A 22,701-nucleotide genomic window follows, 5' to 3' on the forward strand; every position below is an offset into this window, starting at 1 on the left:
GGGGGCTTAGGTGTTTGCGAACACAATATGTTCATTTTTCCCCAGTTGCCGATTGGGGGAATTTAAGCACTTTAAGGCCATGAAATTATCCCCTTACGGAGTTTAACGTTATGAAACACCTCGCCCTTGCCGCAGCGCTTGTCGCCGCGACGGCCACTTCCGCCCTTGCAGCGCCTCAGAAATACGTTCTGGACGCAAGCCACAGCCAAGTGATCTTTTCTTACAATCACTTTGGGTTTTCGACCACTCACGGCATGTTCTCGGGCTTTGAGGGCGAAATCATGTTCGATCAGGAAGATCCAGCGGCATCGTCCGTTACGGTTTCCATGCCTGTGAAATCCATGTTTACCGGTTGGGAACAGCGCGACGGTCACTTTATGTCCGAAGACTTTTTCGGCGCGGAAGATACTGATCTGGTTACTTTCACATCGACCAGCATCGAAGTGACAGGCGACAATACCGCCAAAATCACCGGCGATCTGTCGATGAACGATGTGGTGAAATCGGTCGTTCTGGACGCCAAGCTGAACGGCAGCGCCGATCACCCAATGCAGCAAAAACCTTGGGCTGGCTTTGACGCGACGACGACGCTGAAGCGTTCAGATTTCAACCTTGGCGCATTTGCACCAGCGGTAAGCGACGAAGTTGAGGTGATGATTTCGATCGAAGCTGGTCTGGCCGACTAAACCCGCAGTAACCAAACAGCATGAAAGCCGCCCATTACGGGCGGCTTTTTTTGTTAGGTGCGGCCTATTGGGTGCGCACTGCGGTAAGGTTCACGGTTACCTCTACCGGGAAAGCGAGCGAGCTTTCGTCGGCATAGTTATTACCGATAGCAAAGTCGCGCCGATCCAGCGTGGTTTTCCCTGACATGGTTGCGGTGTCACCTTCGATGGTTAAGTCAAACAGCAAGGTCACAGGCATTTCTTGCCCTTTCAGGGTAAGCGTTCCATCGGCGGCATAGCCCGCCTCGTGCGGTTCTATTGTTGCGTTAAAGGTGGCTGTGGCGAAGGTGGCCGCATCAAAGAAATCGGGGCCAAGCGCCTGCGAGGTGACAGACCCCAGTGTCAGGCTTGGGATCGAAATTTCCACCGTTACATCGCCGTGCACGCCGTTGGTGGCCTGTTCGGTAAAATTGATCGCGGCGGTCCAGTCGGTGAACGACCCGTCAACGGTGCTTCCGAATTGGTGTATCTGAATGCCCAGCGTGCCGTCCTGAACCGTCCATCCGCTGTCAACGCTTGCCAGTTGTGGCTGTGCGGTAACTGGATCATCATGGTGCGAGAGGAGGCCCATCGCGGCGCCGATCCCAATTGCCAGAACATAGACAAAAACGGCGGCGATACGCGGGGCGTGATGCGTGGTGTGGGGTGATGTCTGCGGCGCTTCTTTGGTGGCGAACCACATACGTTTCAGTGTCGCGTCACGATCAACAAAATGATGCTTAAGTGCCCCTGCCACATGCAGCAGGATAGACACCAAAAGCACGCGTTCAAAGATGATGTGCAGCGCCGAAAACGTTTCGGCAAGGTTTTCGGATTTGGGGACAAAAGGTAATTCTTGGCCGAAGGGCCACCAAATCGGCGCGAACCCCGTTGTGGCGGCGTGGTGTATCCATCCAGTCAGCGGAACCAGAACCAACGCCGCATAAAGCAGCCAATGCACCATCTCTGCCATAAAGGTTTCTGCGGGTTTGTCGGTGTTTAAAAACCCCGGGCGCGTCTGCGTAAAAGCCCAGAGAATGCGCAGCAGCGCGACAAAAAATACGGTGACACCAAGCGTCTTGTGCAGGGAAAAGAGGAACGCCTTGCGTGCAAGTGCTTCGGATGTGTCAAAGCCCATATCGTTGGCAATGATCCCCAGCGGGATCAGCGTGATGATCAACAGTGCAGTCAGCCAATGAAATGCCTTGGAGACAGAGCCGAACCGCTCATTGGTGTTGGAAAGGGGCATTGTGGGTATCCTCTAAAACCTGAGCACTGGGTACGGGATACGCCTGCAAGAGCAATCCGAAATATACGCACGTAATTTATGCGTATTTAGAGAGTCAGCTGGGGCCCGGTGCCCACCAGCCCAAAACGCGCCTTTAGTCTGCCTGTGCAACGGGGCGGAAATATTCAGGGTATTGCGCGCGCAATATCTCGATGCGGCTGACGGTCTGGCTTAGGTGTTCGCGTATCGCTGCCACAGCTTCGTCGGGGTCATGGGCCTCTAGCGCGGCGATGATGCGTTTGTGGCCGTCCAGAATGCGCCTGATCTTTTGGTTGTCTGGCATATCAAGCCGACGAACCCGGTTCAGGTGGCCCGATTGCGCGCGGATCAACCCATGCAGCCCCGCCTGACCTGCGGCCGACATCATGGCTTGGTGGAACACCTCATCAAGATCTTGGAAGGCGCCCATTTCGTCGGGGTTTTCGGCAAGGGCTTCTTGCATGGCCACGATGGTACGAAGGCGGGCAATCGTCGCGTCGTCAGCGGTTTTCGCCAGAATGCGCACAACCTCAACCTCAACCGCGAGGCGCAGGAAATGTGCTTCGTGGATTTGCCCGGAGTCGATACGCGTGACCAGCGTTTTGGATTGCGGATAGATATCAACCAGCCCTTCGGCCTCTAGCTTTTGCAGGGCGTCGCGCAGTGGCGTTTGGCTGATTTTGTATTCACGGGCCAGTTCACTACGTGACAAGACCGTTTCTGGTGGTAGCTCTAGTGAAATGATGCGTCGGCGCAGTGAATCCAACGTGCGTGCAGAAGCCGATTGATTGCCCGAAGCGACCGGCGCGCCCAAACGGTTAAGGACATCCGCGAAGTTTTCTTGGATCGGCATCTTGGTACGCATCCTTTTTGGGCAAGGCTTATTTTGACCATTGGCGGGAAAAGTTGCAAGCATCGGTAATCTAATATATTAGCGTATAAGATGTAAGGGCGAGGGCATCCGGCTGATCAGGCCAGCTCAAAAAGGGACACCATAGATGATCGAAAATAACGACCTGCAGGCGCGTATTCGTAACGGGCTTTTGTCTTTTCCGGTGACACCATTCGGTTCCGATGGCCGCTTTGCACCCGGCCCGTTTGCCGCACATCTAGAGTGGTTGTCTGCCTATCCTGTCGCCGGGTTGATCGTCGCAGGCGGAACCGGCGAGATGTTTTCGCTTACCCCTTCAGAAATCGTTGATGTCGTGAAAACTGCCAAAGCGGCCTGCCCTGGTCAGCCGATAATCTCGGGCTGTGGCTATGGCACCCAAATGGCGTGCGAGTTGGCCCAAGAGATTGAGGCAGCAGGCGGTGACGGTATCTTGTTGCTTCCCCACTATCTGGTCGGTGCGCCCCAAGACGGAATAGAGGCGCACATCCGCGCCGTCTGTAACGCCACCCGGATGGGCGTGATCGTTTATAACCGTGGCCAGTCCCGGGTTTCGGCACAGACCATCGCGCGTTTGGCCGACGATTGCCCGAACCTGATCGGGTTTAAGGATGGCACAGGTGACATCGATACCGTGCGCCGGGTGACGCTGAAGATGGGTGATCGGTTGTCGTATATCGGCGGAATGCCGACGCACGAATTGTTCGCTCAGGCGTATCGCGGGGCAGGGATGCCCACCTATTCGTCGGCGGTGTTCAACTTTGTGCCCGAAACGGCGTTGAAGTTTCACAAGGCTTTCACCGAAAGCGATGATGCAACCTGCGAAAAAATGCTGGCAGATTTCTATTATCCATTCGCGGAAATTCGCGACCGCAAAACGGGTTATGCCGTTTCCGCGATTAAGGCGGGCGTTCGGTTGCGAGGCTTTGAAACTGGTCCAGTGCGCAGCCCGCTGACTGATCTGACTGACGAAGAGGTTGAGATGATGCAGGAGCTGATCAAAGGGGTCGCCTAGAGCTGCGGCCAGAGCTAAAAGGCGCTGCCCACGGCAGCTTATCGATGGATAACAAGCCGATATGTCGCGGTTTTTTAAGGAAAATGATCGCGTGTGCTTGACCGTTGAAACGGCCGTTTGAATACCTAGCGACTTGGATTTTTCGTGCAGGGCCACACAGTCAAAGGCTGTTGTTGGGCGAAATAATTTCAATGAAAACAGATTATTAGAAGGTTATGACCGTGCCCAATGGTGGCGATATTCGCGCATTTCTTATCGGCCTTGTAAGTGTCGCAAAAGGCGGCTCTGGCGTCGTTTGTGGCCCTTATGGGGAATGTCAGCGTTGAATTCCCGCCATTGACCCCTGATCTTTAGGATGTAGAACGATGAACTCTGATACGGGCATCGTATTCAGTGTACGGCCCTTGCAGCCATGGGGGAGGACCCTTCTTGCTTGATTTGACACTTGTTCGCTCTGCGTTGGAAGACGCGTATGACCTTACGCCATCCACAAAGTTGGCTGAAAGCATGTCGGATATATATGCGCGCATGAACCGTGTGGTGACGCCACCGGATTTTGCCCTGTATGCCCCCTATATTGCTGCGATCAATAAGCTGAAGAAAGAACGTGGCGCGGCCATTCTGGCGCATAACTACATGACGCCGGAAATCTATCACGGGATTTCGGATGTCGCCGGCGACAGCTTGCAGCTGGCCATCAAAGCGACCGAGGTCGAGGCGGACATCATCGTGCAATGCGGTGTGCATTTCATGGCCGAAACCTCCAAGATTCTGAACCCGTCGAAAACAGTTCTGATGCCAGATATGGATGCGGGCTGTTCGCTGGCTGAAAGCATCACCGCCGACGGGATCGCCGAGATGCGCGCGAAATACCCCGGCGCGCCGGTTGTGTCCTATGTGAACACCACGGCCGAGGTGAAAGCCGCGTCTGACATTTGTTGCACGTCGTCCAACGCGGCGCAGATCGTTGCGGCGCAGGAAAGCGATACCGTGATCATGACCCCGGATCAGTATCTGGCGCAAAACGTGGCCAAGGACGTTCCGCAAAAGCGCGTGGTTTGGTGGGAAGGCTCGTGCATCGTGCACGAACAATACACCCCCCAAGATTTGCGCGAATTCCGCGAATGGAACCCCGGCACGCGTATCATCGCACACCCCGAATGCCCGCCCGATGTCGTGGCCGAGGCTGACTTTTCCGGCTCTACCAGTGGGATCATCAAATACGTAACCGACGAACTGCCTGAAAAGGCGATGTTGGTGACCGAATGTTCGATGGCCTCAAATATCGCGGATGCTTTGCCGCAGGTCGATTTTGTCGGTCCATGCAACATGTGCCCGTACATGAAAAAGATCACGCTGGAAAAGGTGCTGTATTCCCTGCACACCATGACCGGTCAGGTCGAAGTGGACGCGGCGGTTGCCGAAAAAGCCCGGCTTTCCGTGCGGCGTATGATCGACCTTTCCAAAAAGCTGGGGCTGTAAGAGCATCATGCAAGAACAGACCACCGACCGGGTGGTGATTGTTGGCGCGGGCCTTGGCGCGCTTTATGCGGCGCTGTCGCTTGCGCCACGTCCCGTCGTTATGATCTCGCCCGAATTGCTGGGCGAAGGGGCAAGCTCCGCTTGGGCACAAGGTGGCGTTGCAGCCGCGATGGATGAACGCGACAGCCATGAGGCGCACGCCCGTGACACAGTGATCGCCGGGGCCGGAACGGTTAATCCCGTCGTGGCCGAAGCAGTCACATCCGAAGCGCGCGCGCATATCCTTAATCTGACGACGCTTGGCACCCCGTTTGATCGTACCGATGATGGGCAATACGTGATGTCGCGCGAAGCGGCGCACAGCTTTGCCCGTGTCGTGCGGGTGCAGGGCGATCAGGCCGGTGCTGAAATCATGCGGGCGTTGATTGCCCAAGTGCGCGAAACGCCTTCGATCCAAGTGCTGGAAGGCACGATGGCCGTTGGGCTGGATGTTGCGGACGGTAAGATCACCGGGGTGAAGGTTGCCAGTTCCGGCGACGAACGATCAGCCCCCTTTATGCTGCGCGGGGCGGCATATCTGCTGGCCGGTGGTGGTTCTGGGGGGCTTTACGCGCTGACCACGAACCCGTTGCGGATACGCGGTCAGGTGATCGGCATGGCCGCGCGCGCCGGTGCTGTGATTGCCGATGCCGAATTTGTACAGTTTCACCCGACAGCCATGGCCACCGGCGATGACCCGGCCCCCTTGGCGACCGAAGCATTGCGCGGCGAAGGCGCGACCTTGGTCAACGGCGATGGCGTGCGCTTCATGACAGAGGTCCACCCCGACGCCGAACTTGCCCCACGCGATATCGTTGCGCGCAGCATCTATGCCCAAACGCAGGCTGGCAATGCGCCAGCGCTTGATACGCGCGACGCAATCGGCGCGGCGATTTTGACAGATTTCCCATCTGTGGCGCAGTCGTGCGCCAAAGCGGGGATCGACCCGGTGACACAGACGATCCCGGTTGCAGCGGCTGCGCATTACCACATGGGCGGCATTGCTACCGATGGCGAAGGGCGTGCGAGCCTTGGCAATCTTTGGGTCTGTGGCGAGGCAGCCTCGACCGGGTTGCATGGGGCGAACCGGCTTGCGTCGAACGGCCTGCTAGAGGCGCTGGTCTATGCCCGCCGCGCGGCGATTTCGATTGCGGAAGGTTTGGGCCCGATAACGGACGCGGCAATGGTTGCCTATACCGACGCGCCCGGCGGTATCGCTCCGCGTGCCGATCTGGTGGCAGAGCTGCGCCAGACGATGACCAACTGCGTTGGCGTTGTGCGGGATGCAACCGGCCTGAAAAAAGCACTGGCCCGGATCACGGCGATTGAGGCCGCACAGCCTGATTGCCAGAACCTGTTGAACATGACGGCCACCGCAACGCTGATCACCGCCGCCGCCTTGGTGCGCGAAGAAAGCCGTGGCGCCCATTACCGCGCTGATTTTCCCGACCTGAACGGCGAAGAAGGCGAACGTTCGCGCCTGACCTTGGACGAAGCGCTGGCCATCCGCACACGATTTGCACAGGAGTAATCCATGAACTCTCGTCTTCCTGATCTGGTGCTGGAACCTATGGTTCGCAACGCCTTGGCCGAGGATCTGGGCACCTATGGTGACATCACGACCCGCACGGTTATTCCCGGTGACACGCAATACAAGGCCCGCATCAACGCGCGCGAGGCTGGCGTTGTATCGGGCATGCAAATCGCGCGGATTGCGTTTCATTTGATGGATGCGTCGCTAAAGCTGGAAACGCTTATCGACGATGGCGAACCCTGCAAGCCCGGTGATGTGTTGATGACGATCGAAGGCTCCGCCGCCTCGATCCTGTCGGCCGAACGGGTGGCGTTGAACTTTGCCGGGCGTTTGACGGGTATCGCCAGCCTGACGGCCCAATACGTGGAACTGACCAAGGGCACCGATGCCCGCGTGACCTGCACCCGCAAAACGACGCCGGGGCTGCGGATCGTGGAAAAACAGGCTGTGCTGCATGGCGGTGGGTTCAATCACCGCTTTTCGCTGTCTGACGCGATCATGATCAAAGACAACCACATCGCGGCGGCGGGCGGCATTGCCCCTGCACTGGCTGCGGTGAAGGCCAAAGCCTCGCACATGATGCGGGTCGAGATTGAGGTCGATCGGCTGGACCAATTGGCCGAGGTTCTGAAAATCGGCGGTGCCGACGTGGTGCTGTTGGACAACATGAGCTGCGATCAGATGCGCGAGGCCGTCGCGATGAACGACGGCAGCGTGGTGCTGGAAGCGTCGGGCAACATCACCCTAACCCGCATTGCCGAAGTCGCGGCGACGGGGGTCAGCTATATCTCGTCCGGGGCGTTGACCCATTCGGCGGGCTGCATCGACTTGGGTCTGGATTTTTAATCCCTCAAATCCATGCCGACGCCTGTGACTAGTCGATCCGCTTAAGTTCGTTCGTGAACCGCTTTGCATTCGCCACATAATTTGTGGCGGATGCTTTCAGCCCGGCAATCGCTGCGTCATCAAGTGCCCGCACAACCTTGGCCGGAGAGCCGATAACAAGCGAGCCGTCGGGAATCTCTTTCCCTTCGGTCACCAACGCGCCCGCGCCGATCAGGCAGTTCCGCCCGATCTTTGCGCCGTTCAGAACGGTTGCGCCCATGCCGATCAATGTATTGTCGCCAATCGTGCAGCCGTGGACGATGGCACGATGCCCAATGGTGACGTTTTCGCCGATCTGGGCTGGAAAGCCGGGATCGGCGTGTACCATCGCGTGTTCCTGCACATTGGTACGCGCGCCGATCGTTAAACGTTCATTGTCGCCACGAAGGACGGCGCCAAACCATATGCCGACACCTTCGCCCAGATGAACATCACCGACGACATGCGCCGCCGGTGCCACCCAGAAATCGCCGTTTTGGGGTGTGTTCGGGACTTTGTCGCCAAGTTCATAGAGCGCCATCAAAGCCCCCCAAGAAACGCATCAATGCCCGCTTGCGCGACCTCTTGATCCTGCCCCGGTGTGCCAGAACTGACGCCGATGCCGCCCACGACGTCGCCCTCAACGATCACAGGCAGGCCACCGCCCACCACCATCAGCCGCCCGCCAATGGCCGCGGCAATGCCATAGGCGGGCGCGCCCGGCTGGCTGGCGGCACCATATTCGTGGGTCGCCTTTTTCGCGCCCGACGCGGTGAAGCTTTTATCAATCGCGATGGTGGAAGAGGTGACTTTGCCCCCGTCCATCCGTTCAAATGCAATCAGGTTGCCGCCCTCGTCGGTGATGGCGATGCACATCGGCACGCCAATCTCATCGGCCTTCACGCGGGCCCCTGCGATCAGAACACGGGCATCCGCGACGTCGAGCCGTTTGATTGTAATCACTGTCGTCTCCTTAAGATGCTTTGGCGGCGCGGCGTGCGGCGTGCAGCAATGGTTCGGTATAGCCCGAGGGCTGTTCGGCCCCCTTGAAGATCAGATCCCGCGCGGCCTGAAACGCAACGCCATCAAAGCCGGGGGCCATGGGCGTGTATTCCGGATCACCGGCGTTTTGCGCATCGACCTTGGGGGCCATGCGGCGCAGGCTTGCCTCGATCTCGTCGGCGGAACAGATGCCGTGAAGCAACCAGTTCGCCAGATATTGCGATGAAATGCGCAGGGTGGCGCGGTCTTCCATCAGGGCGACATCATTGATGTCAGGTACCTTGGAACAGCCGACGCCTTGATCGACCCAACGCACCACATAGCCAAGGATGGATTGGCAAGAGTTATCCAACTCTCGCTGCACCTCCTCATCCGACAGGTTGCGCCCGAACATCAGGGGCGGGGTCAACAGCGCATCACGCGATGCCACCTCGCGGGTTTTCAGCTTTTCCTGCAGGGCGGGCACATCAACGTGGTGGTAATGCGTGGCGTGCAGCGTGGCGGCCGTAGGAGAAGGGACCCAAGCCGTGTTCGCACCAGCGTTCGGGTGGCCGATCTTAACGTCCAGCATTTCGGCCATGTCATCGGGTTTGGCCCACATGCCTTTGCCGATCTGCCCCTTGCCCGCCATCCCGGCGGCAAGACCGGCATCGACATTGCCATCCTCATAGGCAGACAGCCACACGGCGTCCTTCATCTCTCCCTTCGGGTTCACCGGGCCTGCTTGCATCGAAGTGTGGATTTCATCCCCCGTGCGATCAAGGAAGCCGGTGTTGATGAACACACAGCGGTTCTTAACGGCGGCGATACAAGCCAACAGGTTGGCCGAGGTGCGACGCTCTTCGTCCATCACGCCAAGTTTGACGGTATAACGAGGCAGGCCAAGAATATCTTCGACCCGGCCATAAAGCGTGTCAGCGAAGGCGACTTCTTCGGGGCCGTGCATCTTTGGCTTCACGATATAGATCGACCCCGCACGGGAGTTGCGGTTTTCAGCCCGTTTCAGATCATGCATCGCGGCGGCGACCGTGACGGCGGCGTCCAGCATCCCTTCGGGCGTTTCCTGACCGTCCAACAGCACGGCGTCTGTCGTCATCAGGTGGCCAACATTGCGGGCCAACAGAACGGCGCGGCCGGGGTGGGTAACAGGCTGCCCCTGTGGGTCAAGATAGCTGACATCGGGGTTCAGGCGGCGGGTCATGGTCTTGCCGCCCTTGATGAATGTCTCTGTCAGGTCGCCTTTCATCAGGCCAAGCCAGTTGGCATAAACCGTGCATTTGTCTTCGGCATCGACGGCAGCTACGGAATCTTCGCAGTCTTGGATCGCGGTCAGTGCGCTTTCCAGGCGAATGTCGGAAATGCCCGCCGGATCGTCCTTGCCAATTGCCGAGCTGCGGTCAACCACAACCTCAATCAACAGATCGTGGACGCGCAGCATGATGTTGCCGCCCTCGGTATAGCCGGCAAGCTGCGCGGGGTTGGCCAAACCAGTCTCTAACCCGGCGGTGGTGACGAATAGCGCACCGTTGCGTACAGCCATTTCGGTAACGCCGGACCAGCTGCCACCGGCCAAAGGAGCGACCTTATCCAGATGCGCGCGCGCCCATGCGATAACTTTTGCGCCGCGCGCGGCGTCATAGCCGGGGCCGGTTGCGCTGCCCTCGATCGCGTCGGTGCCGTATAGCGCGTCGTAAAGGGAACCCCACCGCGCGTTGGTCGCGTTCAACGCAAAGCGCGCGTTCATCACGGGCACAACAAGCTGCGGGCCGGCGATGGTGGCAATCTCGGCATCTACGTTTTGGGTGTCGATTGTGAATGGGGCCGGATCGGGTACCAGATAGCCAATTTCCGTCAGGAAACTGCGGTAGGCGGCGGCGTCGAACGGTTGGCCCTTACGGTCCAGATGCCAAGCATCAATTTGGCCCTGAAGGGTTTCACGCTTTTTCAGCAGCGCTGCGTTCACCGGCATCAGGTCGCGCAACAGCGCGGCGTAGCCATCCCAGAATGCATCGGGGCTGACATCAATCAGCATCTCGTTTTCGATCAACGCGGCCAGCGGGGCGGCCACTGACAGGCCGCTGCGATTCACATATTGGGTCATGGAATCCTCCTTCATTTGACGGTGTCTTAGCGTGATGGCACAAGGAACGTCACTTTTGGAAAAATGTTTTTCACGATGTGGAAAGCTGAGGCACCATGGCACAAACCGAAGGCGTACAATCCGTTGCGCGGGCGCTAACCCTGTTAAAGATGCTGTCGCAGGCCGATGATGGGATGCGGGTCAGTGATATTGCGCGATCCTCGGGGCTTGCGGTTTCGACGGCGCATCGGTTGCTTACCACGTTGGAAATGCATGGTTTTGCGCAGTTTGAGCCCGACACCGCCCTGTGGCATGTCGGGCGCGAGGCATTTGCCGTTGGCGCGGCTTTCGGGCGGCGGCGCAATTTCGTGGCACCCGCCCTGCCATTCCTGCGCCGATTGCGGGATGTGACCCGCGAAACCGCGAACCTTGGAATCTTGGATCACGATCAGCTTGTCACCATAAGCCAGGTGGAAAGCCGCGAGATTATGCGTGCCATCTCGCCGCCCGGGGGGCGGGTTCCGGTGTTCTGTTCGGGCATGGGCAAGGCCATTCTGGCCACGTGGGAGGATGCGGATATTCGCGCGTTGGCCAGCCGCGTTGGCATGCCCGCGATGACGTCAAAAAGCCTGCGGACGGTGGACGATGCGCTGGCCGATATCGCCCTGACCCGCAGCCGGGGCTACGCCATTGATGACGAGGAACACGTGATCGGCCTGCGCTGTATCGCGGCGGTCGTCTGGTCTGCGCAGGCAGAGGCGGCGTGCGCGATTTCCGTGTCGGGCCTGACCGCGCGGCTTACGGATGATCGCATTGACGCCATCGGTCTGCACGTGGCCCAAGCGGCGCAGGAATTGACCGATACCCTGGGTGGTCGGGCGCCGGTTACGCCATCAAATCCAGCCCCTTACGATCCTTAAGGGTTTGCAGGACGATTTCAGACCGGACATGCGCGACCTGCGGGTGGGGCAGCAGTTTTTTGTGGATGAAGTCGGCGAAAGCCTCCAAATCACGGACACGGATGTCCAACACATAGTCGGCATCCCCCGCCACCGAAAACGCGGACCTGACTTGCGGGTGGGCTTGGATGAACTGGGAAAAGTCATCTTCTTGCCCATGGCTGCGCAGGTTCACGCGGGTGATTGCGCGCAGGCCAAAGCCCAGTTTGGTGGCGCTTAATCGGGCAGAGTACCCTTCGATCAGCCCGGCGTCCTCAAGCGCGGTCCGACGGCGCGAGCATTGAGAGGCGGACAGGTTCACCACCTCGGCCAAGGCGGCGTTGGTCATTGACCCGTCACGTTGAAGTGCGTCCAGAATCGCGTGGTCAAAGCTATCTATGCGCATTTTGTGCATCCTGTGGGTGTTTGCTGAAAATATCGTGCAAATATGCGGCCCGCGCGCCTTGCTTTGCAACCCCCGTGCAGTCCTTTACTGCGATAAAGCAAAAAACGCACGAACACGGAGGAAAGACATGGGCCCGTTCCCGCACAACGCCCCAAAGGCGCAGATCAGCGACGCGAACCCCGCCGGCACCGACGGCTTCGAATTTGTCGAATTCGCGCATCCCGACCCCAGGGTCTTGGATACGCTATTCCGCCAGATGGGTTATGTTCCCGTGGCCAAGCACAAGTCCAAAGACATCACGCTGTATCGGCAGGGCGACATCAACTATTTGCTGAATGCCGAGCCTGACTCTCACGGTGCGCAATTTGTCGAAGATCACGGCCCCTGCGCCCCGGCGATGGCGTGGCGTGTGGTGGATGCACAGGTTGCACTGAAACGCGCGGTCGATCTGGGCGCGACGGAATACACCGGCCCCGGCAAATCCATCGACGCCCCTGCGGTGGTCGGGATCGGCGGGTCGCTTTTGTATTTCATCGACACCTATGGCGGTGACGAGTCCTGCTATGAAAATGATTTTGAGTGGCTGGGCGAACCGAACCCCCGCCCGGTTGGCTTTGGGTTCTATTACCTCGATCACCTGACGCATAACGTGATCCGCGGGAACATGGACACCTGGTACAAGTTCTATTCCGAAACCTTCAATTTCCGCGAGATCAAGTATTTCGACATCAAGGGCAAACAGACCGGCCTTGTGTCACGTGCGCTGACCTCGCCGGATGGGAAAATCCGTATTCCGATCAACGAAAGCACCGACGATCACAGCCAGATCGAAGAGTACCTGCGCGAATATAAGGGCGAGGGGATTCAGCATATCGCGGTGGCCTCCAATGACATCTATGGCTCAACCGACCGGATTGCGGATGCGGGCATGGAATTTATGCCCGGCCCTCCCGCCACCTATTACGAGATGAGCCATAAGCGCGTGAAGGGCCATGAAGAGCCTATCGACCGCATGAAAAAGCGGGGCATCCTGATTGATGGCGAAGGCGTCGTTGGTGGTGGTGAAACGCGGATTCTGCTTCAGATATTCTCTAAAACCGTCATCGGCCCGATCTTTTTCGAATTCATTCAGCGCAAAGGCGATGATGGTTTTGGCGAAGGTAACTTCCGCGCGCTGTTTGAATCGATCGAAGAAGATCAGATCAGGCGCGGCGTGCTGAAAGCCGAACCCGCAGAATGAGTTGGACAGATTATTCCACGGCCCCTCCTGCAGGGACCGTGGTTTGCAGCGCGGACGACGTGAACGGCGCGATCACCCGGACCGTCACAACGCCGCGCGGTGAATTTCCCGTTCTGTTGGTGCGCGTGGGGCAGGGGATAAAGGCCTATGTCAACGCTTGCCCCCACCAATATCTGCCGCTGGATTACCGGGGTAATCAGCTTCTTTCGGCGGATGGAACGAAACTGTTGTGTACCGCTCATGGCGCGGTGTTCGACAAAGAGGATGGCGCGCCCGTCGCGGGGGCCGATTGTGGGCTGGACGCGGTGCCGGTTGCGGTGGTCGATGATCAGGTGGTCATCGCTTAGCGGCTGTTGATTGTCTTGGCGGCGTGCCACTGGCCGTTGTTTACGGCATCGGTCACCAGCCTTTGGGTCAGCTCGGTTATCGTTTCGCTTAGCTGGGTTGGCTCTGCCCCTGCGGGGGTGACCATGTACAAGGTGCGCAAGGGGCGCGGGTCTAGAATAGGGCGGGCGTTCAATTGGCCGCTTTCCAACAGTTCCGATACCAATACTTTGGGTGCCAAGGTGCACCCCAGCCGTTCGGTCAGCGCGCTTTGCGTGGCGGCGATTGATGCCACTTGGATTTGCGCCTTTTCCTCTAACGTTGCCAAAATGCCGGGCTTGTCGACCAAGGCCCGCGACAGCACGCCACTTTGCAGAATAAAGAGCGGTAGCTGGGTCATCTCATCCCACGTGATTGGCGACTGAGTGGCCCCGATGATCGACTGATGGCCCATGCAAAACAGCTCTTCCTCTAACAGGGCTACGCGTTCTGTGCGGGGGTCTTGGGGTGGGTTAAAGATAAGCGCGAGTTGGATTTCACGATTGGTCAGGGTGGCATAGGTGACACCTGAAAGCCCTTCGCGCAACAACAGGCGAACCTTTGGATATTGCTCTGACACGCTGCGCATCAGGCTGGCGCCGATGACCTTGATCACGGAATAGGGCATCCCGATTGCAAAATGACCCGAGATTTCAGATTGCCCATATTTGACATCGCTGATCGCGGCATCCACGGCACTTAGTATCCCGTTCGCATGATCCAACAGCTTGATCCCGGCCGCCGTTGGCACCATCCCGCGCGGTTTTCGTACAAAGAGTTTTGTCTCTAACTCTGCTTCCAGATTGGCGATGTGATGACTGATTGCTGACGTCGCGACGTTACAGTGATCAGCCGCGTGCGACAGGTTTTTGAACCGGCAAACGGTCGCGAAATATCTAAGCTGTCTGGCGTCCATTTTGCTTTCGAAATTTTAGAATGATATTTTCAATATGTTGTAATTTTATGTCCGCTGTGAATCAAGCAGGATCGCCCCAACAAGAATTCTGAGGGGGAAAACATGCCCGTTGATTTACCGCTTTCCGGTGTCCGTGTGGTTGAGATGAGCCATATGATCATGGGGCCGTCTTGTGGGATGTTCCTTGGGTTTCTGGGCGCCGAGGTGATCAAGGTAGAACCGCCAGAGGGTGACAAAACGCGTAACTTAACCGGCATGGGCGCGGGGTTTTTTCCGACTTTCAACCGGGGCAAAAAATCCGTCACGCTTGATTTGAAAGCCGACGAAGGGCGCGACACGCTGAAGGCATTGTTGGCGACGGCAGACGTGTTTGTTGAAAACTTCCGCGACATTTCGTTGGCGAAGATGGGCTTTGCCCCGGACAAGCTGCGCCAAGCATTTCCAAGTTTGATTGTGGCGTCCTGCAAGGGGTTCCTTCACGGCCCATATGAAAACCGGACAGCAATGGACGAGGTCGTCCAGATGATGACCGGTATGGCGCATATGACGGGCCCAACGGGGCGACCGCTGCGCATTGGGTCATCTGCAAATGACATCATGGGCGGCCTGTTCGGTGCGTTTTCGGTTTTGGCGGCGTTGATACAGCGACAGCGCACACGCGAAGGCGCGGCCCTTAGGGTTGGCCTGTTTGAGAACTGTCTGCTGCTGGTTGCGCAGCACATGGTGCAGTTTGATATCGAAGGAACCGAAGCGCCTCCCATGCCAGAGCGTGAATTTTCCTGGCCCGTCTATGACATCTTCAAAACCGCTGAAGGTCGCCCAATTTTTATTGGCGCGGTGACAGAGGGGCAGTGGGCCAAGCTTTGCGATGTGTTGGGCTTGGATCAATTGTTGGCTGATGCGCGCCTTCAGACGCGAGTTGATCAGATTGCGGCGCGCGATTGGACCCTTCCAATCATTGAAAAAGCGGTCGCTGGGCGTGGTTATGACGACCTGCTTGACGCGTTTGAACAAACCGGCATTCCGTTTTCCCCCATCGCCCGCCCGAAAGAGATGTATGACGACCCGCATGTGAACCGCGAAGGCGGGCTGTTCACCTCGCATTACGCGGATAAGAAGGATTTCCGCGCACCGGGGCTTCCCATCGAAATGAATGGCCGTCCGATGGTGGCGGAAAACGTGGATCTGCCCAGTGTTGGCCAGCACACGGATGAAATACTTGGCGCATTGCTGACAAAGGCGGTGTGACGATGGGCGGTGTGTTTAAGCCATACCCGACCGGCACAATCGCGTTGCGAGAGGTCGGCCTGCGTGACGGGTTGCAGCTGACAAAGTCTTATCCTTCGACGGCGGCAAAAAGGGACTGGATCGCACAAGAATACGCCGCGGGTTTGCGCCATTTTGAGGTGGGCTCGTTCCTTCCGCCATCCCGGACGCCTCAGTTCGCTGATGTGCGCGACGTCATCGATGCGGTGAATTCACACCCCCAAGCACACGGTGTTGCACTGGCGCTGAACGAACGGGGCGCAACGGATGCCTTGGCTACGGAGGTGCAGGAAATCACGGTCGTGATCTCGGCCTCTGCGGCCCATAACGAAGCCAACGTGCGCCGGTCGCAGGAACAAAGTTTGCACGAAATCGCGAATGTTGTGCGCCTGCGCGATGAAAGCGACCGTGACCCGATTATCAACGTCGGGATTGCGATGGCGTTTGGCTGTTCGATTTCCGGTGATGTGGCCGAAGACGACGTGATGCGTTTGGTCGATCAATGTATGGGCGCAGGCGCTGATATGGTGGGGCTTGCCGATACGGTGGGATACGCAGGGCCGCGCCAGATAGAGAGGCTGTGTAAACGCATGGCCTCCCGGTTCGGGGATGCGCCCTATGTGATGCATTTGCACGACACGCGCGGGCTTGGCTTGGCCAATGCGTCGGCGGCGTTGGATGCGGGGTGCCGGGTGTTCGACGCCTCGCTTGCGGGTTTGGGCGGGTGCCCCTTTGCGCCGGGTGCGACCGGAAACATCGTTTTAGAAGATTTGATATTTTTGGCGGAAACCAAGGGGTTCGCCACGGGGATCGACCTGAACACGGTCGTCAAAGCGCGCGCCATCCTGCAAGAGGAGATGCCGGACGAAGCGCTGCACGGGGCGATTGCCCAATCAGGGGTGCCAAGAACCTCTGGCTGGCGCGCTTAACGCGCCACGAAACACGCGATACCAATGGGAGGAAACCAATGAAACACACAGTAATGTCCGCAGCGCTTGCGACTGTTCTGTCCGTATCCGGCGCGGCGGCGGCAACGCCAATGCGATGCAGTCACCAACTGCCGCCGTCACATGCCATCGCTCAGGTCGTTGACCGCTGGGCCGCAGAAGTAGAGACGCTTTCGAATAACGAGATCGACGTTCAGATTTTGGGGCAGACAGTTTGGTCGGCGCCAAGGAAAACATCATCGCCACGGCCAAAGGTGATGTCGAATGCGCGTTTTCGGTACAGTTTCAGTGGGGTAAGACGCTTCCGATCATGACGGTCACAACCGCGCCCTATGCGTTTGCTGATATGAACATCTGGCGCAATTGGCACGATTCCGAGGCTGCAGCGTTCTTGGGTGAAAAGCTGGAACAGAAGGGTGTGAAGAACGTTGTATGGATGTTCCAAACCAACAGTTCTGTTTTCACGTCCAATGACAAATTCCTGAAAACCCCGGACGATTTTAAGGGCATGAAAATTCGTGGCCTTGTGCCTGCTTTCAACGCTTCGCTTGATGCGCTTGGGGCCGCGCCGGTTTCGATGTCGGGATCCGAAGTGTATCAGGGCTTGGCGACTGGCGTGATTGATGGCGGCCTAACGGGCGTGGACGCGGCTATTTCGCGCAAATATTACGAGGTACAGGATCATTTTTCCGTCGTTCCGGTGATTTCGGTTTATTTCCACGGATACCTGAACCCGAAATTTTACGCCGGCCTGTCGGATACAGCGAAGGCGGCGCTTGACGATGCCGGGCGCAAAGCCGCGCTTTGGGCGATTGACGCAGCCGAGGAAAACGCGAAATCCGCGCCCGAAGAATTGGCCGCGAAGGGCGTCAATGTTTACACTTTGACAGCCGAAGAAAACGCAGCATTAGAAGGTGTGATGCGCCCCGCATTCGATGCGGTATTCGGGTCTGATGATGCCGACAGCAAGAAGTTGTTGGAACTGATCGACCTGCAGCGCAGCGAGTCTTAAGCATGATCCAAAATGATGAACAGACGGGGGCGGCGATTGTCGCCCCCCGCTCAGAGCGATTGGTGTCGCCAGTTGTCAGAGTGTTCGGCGCGGTGAGTTCGCTGTTGATCCTAACAACTCTGTTTTTGACGCTTTATTCCATCGTTATGCGCTATGTCTTTTCGCGCCCGCCGGTTTGGATCGACGAATTCATCGGCTACCTTCTGGTCGCGTTGATCATGTGTGGCGTGGCCGAAGCCTACCGCCAACGCGATCATATCGCGATTGACCTGGTCACTGCCAAACTTGGGCGCCGCGGGCGTTTCGCAAAAGGTGTCTGGAGCGACATTTGCGTGTTTGCCTTTGCGCTGGTGCTGGGGGTCAGCAGTTGGGAGGCGATCGAATTTGCGCACATGTTCGGTTCTTACTCCTCTGGCGCGATCGAGATTCAAACATGGATTCCGCAGGTGCCGATGCTGATTGCCGCAACCTTGCTTGGTGCGTTTGCGATTGCCCGCCTGATTGGCCGCTTTTCAAAGGAGCGGCAAACATGACTGCGTTCTTGGTGTTTTCCGGGCTGATCTTGTTGCTGCTGACAGGCGTGCCGATTTTTGCGGCGTTGGGGCTTAGTGCGACGGTCATATTGTTGCTGTTTGAAGGCGGAATAGGCTCTGTTGCGGATACGGTTTTTTCGCATCTGAACAAACCGATCCTGGCCACAATCCCGCTGTTTGTGTTCATGGCACAGGTCATGATCCGTGCCAAAGTCATCGATGACCTTTACGCAATGGCCCATACGTTGATCGGGCACATTCGCGGCGGGCTGGGGGTGGCGACGGTTCTGGCCTGCACCATTTTCGCGGCCATTTCAGGGTCTTCCGTGGCGACTGCCTTGTCCATCGGGTCAAGCGCGATACCGCAGATGGAAAAGTACGGCTTCCCCCGGCGCGAAGCGCTTGGCGTGGTTGCCGCAGGTGGCACATTGGGCATCCTTATTCCGCCGTCCGGGCCGATGATCCTTTATGCGATCGTGTCCGAAGCCTCGATCGGGGCGTTGTTCTTGGCGGGCATCATCCCGGGCCTTTTACTGGCGCTGATCTTTGCAGGTTATTCGATTGTCAGCGCGTCATTGCGTGGTGGCGACAGGCCCCCGTTTGCGGGGTCTAATCAGGTCTTTGCCGCGATCCGCAAATCCATCTGGGCGGTGATGGCCCCGCCTGTGGTGATGGGCGGGATCTATTTCGGTGTTTTCACCGCGTCCGAGGCCGCGGCCGTTGGGTCGGCCTATGCCTTGGTGGTTGCGGTCGTTGTTTATCGAAATTTCGGCCTGCGCGACTTGTGGGATTGCACCTATGCCGCGATGCGTACGTCGATGATGGTGTTTATGATTATCGCGGGTGCCGCAATGTTCGGCCACGCGATTACAATCATCCGATTGCCCGTGGGTGTAACGGAAATGGTTAGCCAACTGGGCTGGGGCCCGATGGGCTTTATGCTGGCGGTTATGGCCATGATTTTTGTGATGGGGATGTTCTTTGAATCCATCGCGATTATCCTGATCACGACACCGATTTTGCTGCCCACGATGCATGCGATGGACATTGATCTGGTCTGGTACGGCGTATTGCTGATGATCAACCTAGAATTGGCGATGATCACGCCGCCCGTCGGTATGAACCTGTTTGTCATCAAGGGCATAACGCCCGCCCCCCTGTCCGAGGTCATCCAAGGGGCCGCGCCTTATGTGGTGTTGATGTTGATCGGCTTGCTTGCGCTTTTGATGGTGCCCGGCCTTGCCACGTGGCTGCCGTATGCGGCTGGGTTTGGCCGATAAGGTTAGGTGCTGATTGCTTGTGCCAGCTCTGCTCCGGTGTGCCGGGGCAGATGCTTGAACACTGCGGCGCATTCGTTGCGGCATTGGGTGATGCCCCAGTCCTGACCGAACAGGGTTTCGACCAATGGCGCGTGGCGCAGCAAAACGCGGCGCCATTCATGGACCGTCAACAACCTTATCGTGGCTGCGTCTAGCGGCGGTAACCTGTCTGCGTTTTCCAGCAGAGGCTGCATCGCAGAAAGGAAGCGTTTCAGGTTCGCGTAGGCCTGTTTCAGCCCGTCAAGTTCTGTGGCATCCACGACCCACGGGGGGATGGTGTCACGGTTGAACTCAATACAGAAGGTCGCGTCACCCTGTGGCGCATGGCCCGAGCCAAGAAATATGTTCGGGGCCAGCGGCAGCTGATCTTGGGATGGTATGCCCGGCTGTTTGGCGATGATCACATGCCACCGTGATACCGGATCAATCTGCGGGGCGTAAATTCTGTGACTGGCTGCATGGGTTTGGCGCAGCCCGGTTTCACTTAGGCTGTACCGGCTTTGCCGCCCTTCGCGGCGGGCCGTGATCCAGCCGTCGTTCTTAAGCCGGTGCAACGCCACCCGCATCGCCTGAGGTTTGATACCGATCCGTTCCGTCAACGCTGAAAGGACAAGCCCGCTGACCTCGTCGCCGGGATTGGGGGCCATGTCGCCAAGGATCGTTGTCAGGTAGGACCAGACCTTTATTTCGCTGCCACCGAAAAAGGTCGCGATCAGGTGGTCGGTATCCGTCGTCGTTTGCGCATCCATACAGGCGGTATACTAAAGCGCGGGCCGCACCGCCACGTTAATAGGCGTTCATCGTCAGCAGCTCATATTCCGCCACACGTTCGTCGTTCTGGTTGGTCAGGGTGACGTGCCAGCGGACCTCTCCGTACTCATCATTGCGTTTGGTTTTCTGCTTTACGGTCAGCCGCACGCCAAGGGTTTCGCCGGGTGATAGCGGGGCCATGAAACGTAAGTTATCCAAGCCGGTGTTGGCCAGAACGGGGCCGGGGTTGGGTTCAACAAACAGGCCGGCGGCAAAGGACAGCAACAGATAGCCATGCGCGACGCGCCCCGGAAAGAACGGGTTCGCGGCGGCAGCGTCTTCATCCATATGGGCATAGAACGTGTCGCCGGTGAATTCCGCGAAATGTTCGATGTCTTCGACCGTTACTTGGCGGGTTTCGGTGTGGATCGTTTCACCAATCTCTAACGCGTTAAAACTGCGTGTGAATGGGTGCGCGGGGGCGGTGATTTCGCGCGCGCCGGGCACCCAGCGACCGCCAATCGCTGTTAGAATGTCGGGGCTGCCCTGAATGGCTGTGCGCTGCATGTAATGCATCACGCCGCGAATGCCGCCCAGTTCCTCGCCGCCGCCCGCGCGACCCGGACCGCCATGCACCATGTGGGGCAGGGGGGATCCGTGCCCGGTGCTTTCCGTCGCGCTGTCACGGTTGTTGAAATAAAGCCGCCCGTGCCACGCCGCAGCGCCCAAGGCCACCTGCCGCGCGACATCGCCATCATGGGTAAAGACCGACGCAACAAGGCTGCCCCGTCCTTTGTTGGTCAGGGCGATGGCATGGTCCAGATCTTGGTACCCCATGATGGTGCTGATTGGCCCAAAGGCTTCGGTATCGTGGATACGGGTGGCGGTGTCGGGGTCGGCGCAGTGGAACAGCATAGGGGGCACAAATGCGCCCGCCTCTAACCCCGCGCCGTTTAGGGTGAAATTATCGGGGTCGCCGTAAACGCGTTCGGCCTGTTGGCCAAGGATCGCGGCCTTTTCCAGCACATCCTGTTTCTGCGCGGCCGAAACCAGCGCCCCCATGCGCGTGGTTTCAAGCCGGGGATCGCCGATCACGGTTTTTTCCAGCCGGGCGTTTAGCGCTTCGATCACGGGTTGCACGTGATTTTCGGGAACCAGAATCCGCCGAATTGCGGTGCATTTCTGGCCCGCTTTGGTCGTCATTTCGCGGTGAACCTCTTTGACGAACAGGTTAAATTCTGGCGTGCCGGGGGCGGCGTCAGGCCCAAGGACAGAGGCGTTAAGGCTGTCTTGTTCCGCGATAAACCGGATGGAGTTTCGCTGGATATGCGGCGCAGATCTCAGCTTAAGCGCGGTGTCGGCGGACCCGGTGAAGCTGACCACATCCTGCGCGTCCAACCGATCAAGCATATCGCCCAAACCGCCCGAAACGAGCTGCAGCGCGCCTTTTGGCAAGAGCCCACTGTCCAGCATTAAGCGCACGCAGGCTTCGGTCACATAACACGATGCCGTGGCGGGTTTTACGATGGCGGGCACGCCCGCCAACAGCGTGGGGGCCAGCTTTTCCAACATGCCCCAGACGGGAAAGTTGAAGGCATTGATATGAACCGCGACCCCCAGCAGGGGGGAGCAGATATGCTGCCCCAGAAAGGTGCCGTTGCGGCTTAGCTGTTCAACCTCTGCGTCCAGATAAACATGCGCATCAGGCATTTCGCGCCGCCCCTTAGAGGCATAGACGAACATCGTGCCTATACCCCCATCAATATCGATCAGGTGGTCGGATTGCGTGGCTCCCGTGTCAAAAGACAGATCGTAAAGCGCTTGTTTGTGACTGTTCAGATGGGCCGCCAGCACCTTTATCATGCGGGCGCGGTCATGGAAGGTCATCTTTCGCAGGTTTGGCCCGCCAACGGTGCGGGCATTGTCCAGCATCGCGTCAACGTCCAGCGCAGTGTTGCCAGCTTGGGCAATGATCTGGCCGTTTATCGCACTAGCGATTGCGCGCGCGCCGGTGCCCGGTTCAATCCACTGGCCCGCAGCAAAGGATTTGATTTGTTGGACAGTCATGGCGATGATCCTTGCAGCGGAAATTATCTTTACAATTAATTGACCGACCGGGCGGTCTATGCAACAAT

General features: G+C 58.1%; 22 protein-coding genes. 13 read left to right on the top strand and 9 right to left on the bottom strand.

Annotation, left to right across the window (positions count from 1 at the left end):
• The first annotated feature begins 110 nt into the window (after nt 1-110).
• Entirely contained in the window at nt 111-686 is a 576-nt protein-coding gene (locus COL8621_RS17760) for a YceI family protein (protein ID WP_093968770.1), read from the top strand.
• 64 nt (nt 687-750) lie between these two features.
• On the opposite strand, the gene COL8621_RS17765 is transcribed toward COL8621_RS17760, so the two are convergent.
• Together COL8621_RS17765 and COL8621_RS17770 are read right to left on the bottom strand one after the other, a co-directional pair.
• Nucleotides 751-1,953 (bottom strand): cytochrome b/b6 domain-containing protein, encoded by a 1,203-nt coding sequence (locus COL8621_RS17765; RefSeq protein WP_093968771.1) that lies wholly within the window; start codon nt 1,951-1,953, stop codon nt 751-753.
• A gap of 133 nt (nt 1,954-2,086) precedes the next feature.
• Entirely contained in the window at nt 2,087-2,824 is a 738-nt protein-coding gene (locus tag COL8621_RS17770) for a GntR family transcriptional regulator (protein WP_093968845.1), read from the bottom strand.
• Between the two features lie 148 nt (nt 2,825-2,972).
• On the opposite strand from COL8621_RS17770, the gene COL8621_RS17775 reads away from it, so the two are divergent.
• From COL8621_RS17775 to nadC, 4 genes are all read left to right on the top strand, one after another.
• Complete coding sequence (locus tag COL8621_RS17775; protein WP_207652101.1) at nt 2,973-3,875, top strand: 5-dehydro-4-deoxyglucarate dehydratase; 903 nt, start codon at nt 2,973-2,975, stop codon at nt 3,873-3,875.
• A 429-nt stretch (nt 3,876-4,304) separates the two neighbouring features.
• Entirely contained in the window at nt 4,305-5,357 is a 1,053-nt protein-coding gene (nadA, locus tag COL8621_RS17780) for a quinolinate synthase NadA (RefSeq protein WP_093968773.1), read from the top strand.
• Between the two features lie 7 nt (nt 5,358-5,364).
• A complete protein-coding gene (locus COL8621_RS17785) occupies nt 5,365-6,927 on the top strand; it encodes an L-aspartate oxidase (protein ID WP_093968774.1) in 1,563 nt (520 codons plus the stop codon).
• Nucleotides 6,928-6,930: 3 nt separating this feature from the next.
• On the top strand, nt 6,931-7,776 hold the full coding sequence (gene nadC / locus COL8621_RS17790) for a carboxylating nicotinate-nucleotide diphosphorylase (RefSeq protein ID WP_093968775.1): 846 nt from the start codon (nt 6,931-6,933) through the stop codon (nt 7,774-7,776).
• Between the two features lie 28 nt (nt 7,777-7,804).
• Here the strand turns inward: nadC and COL8621_RS17795 are convergent, their stop codons facing one another.
• The 3 genes from COL8621_RS17795 to COL8621_RS17805 are packed head-to-tail and all read right to left on the bottom strand — an operon-like array spanning nt 7,805 to nt 10,897.
• Nucleotides 7,805-8,335, bottom strand: coding sequence for a gamma carbonic anhydrase family protein (locus COL8621_RS17795; RefSeq protein WP_093968776.1), 531 nt, complete (start codon nt 8,333-8,335; stop codon nt 7,805-7,807).
• On the bottom strand, nt 8,335-8,757 hold the full coding sequence (locus COL8621_RS17800) for a GlcG/HbpS family heme-binding protein (protein WP_093968777.1): 423 nt from the start codon (nt 8,755-8,757) through the stop codon (nt 8,335-8,337). Before COL8621_RS17800 ends, COL8621_RS17795 begins: the two co-directional genes overlap by 1 nt.
• A gap of 10 nt (nt 8,758-8,767) precedes the next feature.
• Nucleotides 8,768-10,897 carry a malate synthase G gene (locus COL8621_RS17805; protein ID WP_093968846.1) on the bottom strand — a complete coding sequence of 710 codons (2,130 nt, stop codon included), beginning with the start codon at nt 10,895-10,897 and terminating at the stop codon, nt 8,768-8,770.
• A 95-nt stretch (nt 10,898-10,992) separates the two neighbouring features.
• On the opposite strand from COL8621_RS17805, the gene COL8621_RS17810 reads away from it, so the two are divergent.
• Complete coding sequence (locus tag COL8621_RS17810; protein ID WP_093968778.1) at nt 10,993-11,796, top strand: IclR family transcriptional regulator; 804 nt, start codon at nt 10,993-10,995, stop codon at nt 11,794-11,796.
• On the opposite strand, the gene COL8621_RS17815 is transcribed toward COL8621_RS17810, so the two are convergent.
• On the bottom strand, nt 11,762-12,220 hold the full coding sequence (locus COL8621_RS17815) for an Lrp/AsnC family transcriptional regulator (protein WP_235823942.1): 459 nt from the start codon (nt 12,218-12,220) through the stop codon (nt 11,762-11,764). The two genes, COL8621_RS17810 and COL8621_RS17815, sit on opposite strands and share 35 nt — an antisense overlap.
• A gap of 127 nt (nt 12,221-12,347) precedes the next feature.
• Between COL8621_RS17815 and hppD the strand changes: the two genes are divergently transcribed.
• Entirely contained in the window at nt 12,348-13,460 is a 1,113-nt protein-coding gene (hppD, locus tag COL8621_RS17820; protein ID WP_093968847.1) for a 4-hydroxyphenylpyruvate dioxygenase, read from the top strand.
• Nucleotides 13,457-13,807, top strand: a complete 351-nt coding sequence (locus COL8621_RS17825; protein ID WP_093968780.1) for a Rieske (2Fe-2S) protein — start codon at nt 13,457-13,459, stop codon at nt 13,805-13,807. Before hppD ends, COL8621_RS17825 begins: the two co-directional genes overlap by 4 nt.
• Here COL8621_RS17825 and COL8621_RS17830 read toward each other — a convergent pair.
• Nucleotides 13,804-14,739 carry a LysR family transcriptional regulator gene (locus COL8621_RS17830; RefSeq protein ID WP_093968781.1) on the bottom strand — a complete coding sequence of 312 codons (936 nt, stop codon included), beginning with the start codon at nt 14,737-14,739 and terminating at the stop codon, nt 13,804-13,806. The genes COL8621_RS17825 and COL8621_RS17830 overlap by 4 nt on opposite strands.
• A 102-nt stretch (nt 14,740-14,841) precedes the next feature.
• Between COL8621_RS17830 and COL8621_RS17835 the strand changes: the two genes are divergently transcribed.
• The 5 genes from COL8621_RS17835 (at nt 14,842) to COL8621_RS17855 (ending at nt 19,777) form a co-directional block, all read left to right on the top strand.
• On the top strand, nt 14,842-15,987 hold the full coding sequence (locus tag COL8621_RS17835; RefSeq protein WP_093968782.1) for a CaiB/BaiF CoA transferase family protein: 1,146 nt from the start codon (nt 14,842-14,844) through the stop codon (nt 15,985-15,987).
• A 2-nt stretch (nt 15,988-15,989) separates the two neighbouring features.
• On the top strand, nt 15,990-16,934 hold the full coding sequence (locus COL8621_RS17840; protein WP_093968783.1) for a hydroxymethylglutaryl-CoA lyase: 945 nt from the start codon (nt 15,990-15,992) through the stop codon (nt 16,932-16,934).
• A 232-nt stretch (nt 16,935-17,166) separates the two neighbouring features.
• The gene (dctP, locus tag COL8621_RS17845) at nt 17,167-17,964 is read left to right on the top strand and encodes a TRAP transporter substrate-binding protein DctP (RefSeq protein ID WP_235823943.1); all 798 of its coding nucleotides are present in this window, start codon (nt 17,167-17,169) and stop codon (nt 17,962-17,964) included.
• 2 nt (nt 17,965-17,966) lie between these two features.
• A complete protein-coding gene (locus COL8621_RS17850; protein ID WP_093968784.1) occupies nt 17,967-18,497 on the top strand; it encodes a TRAP transporter small permease in 531 nt (176 codons plus the stop codon).
• Complete coding sequence (locus COL8621_RS17855) at nt 18,494-19,777, top strand: TRAP transporter large permease (protein ID WP_093968785.1); 1,284 nt, start codon at nt 18,494-18,496, stop codon at nt 19,775-19,777. The genes COL8621_RS17850 and COL8621_RS17855 overlap by 4 nt, the downstream gene beginning before the upstream one ends.
• 2 nt (nt 19,778-19,779) lie before the next feature.
• On the opposite strand, the gene COL8621_RS17860 is transcribed toward COL8621_RS17855, so the two are convergent.
• Both COL8621_RS17860 and paaZ read right to left on the bottom strand, forming a co-directional pair.
• Nucleotides 19,780-20,565 (bottom strand): PaaX family transcriptional regulator C-terminal domain-containing protein, encoded by a 786-nt coding sequence (locus tag COL8621_RS17860; RefSeq protein ID WP_093968786.1) that lies wholly within the window; start codon nt 20,563-20,565, stop codon nt 19,780-19,782.
• Nucleotides 20,566-20,602: 37 nt separating this feature from the next.
• Nucleotides 20,603-22,633 carry a phenylacetic acid degradation bifunctional protein PaaZ gene (paaZ, locus tag COL8621_RS17865; protein WP_093968787.1) on the bottom strand — a complete coding sequence of 677 codons (2,031 nt, stop codon included), beginning with the start codon at nt 22,631-22,633 and terminating at the stop codon, nt 20,603-20,605.
• Nucleotides 22,634-22,701 lie beyond the last annotated feature (68 nt).

It is taken from the genome of Actibacterium lipolyticum, from assembly GCF_900184935.1.
GTDB lineage: Bacteria > Pseudomonadota > Alphaproteobacteria > Rhodobacterales > Rhodobacteraceae > Actibacterium_A > Actibacterium_A lipolyticum.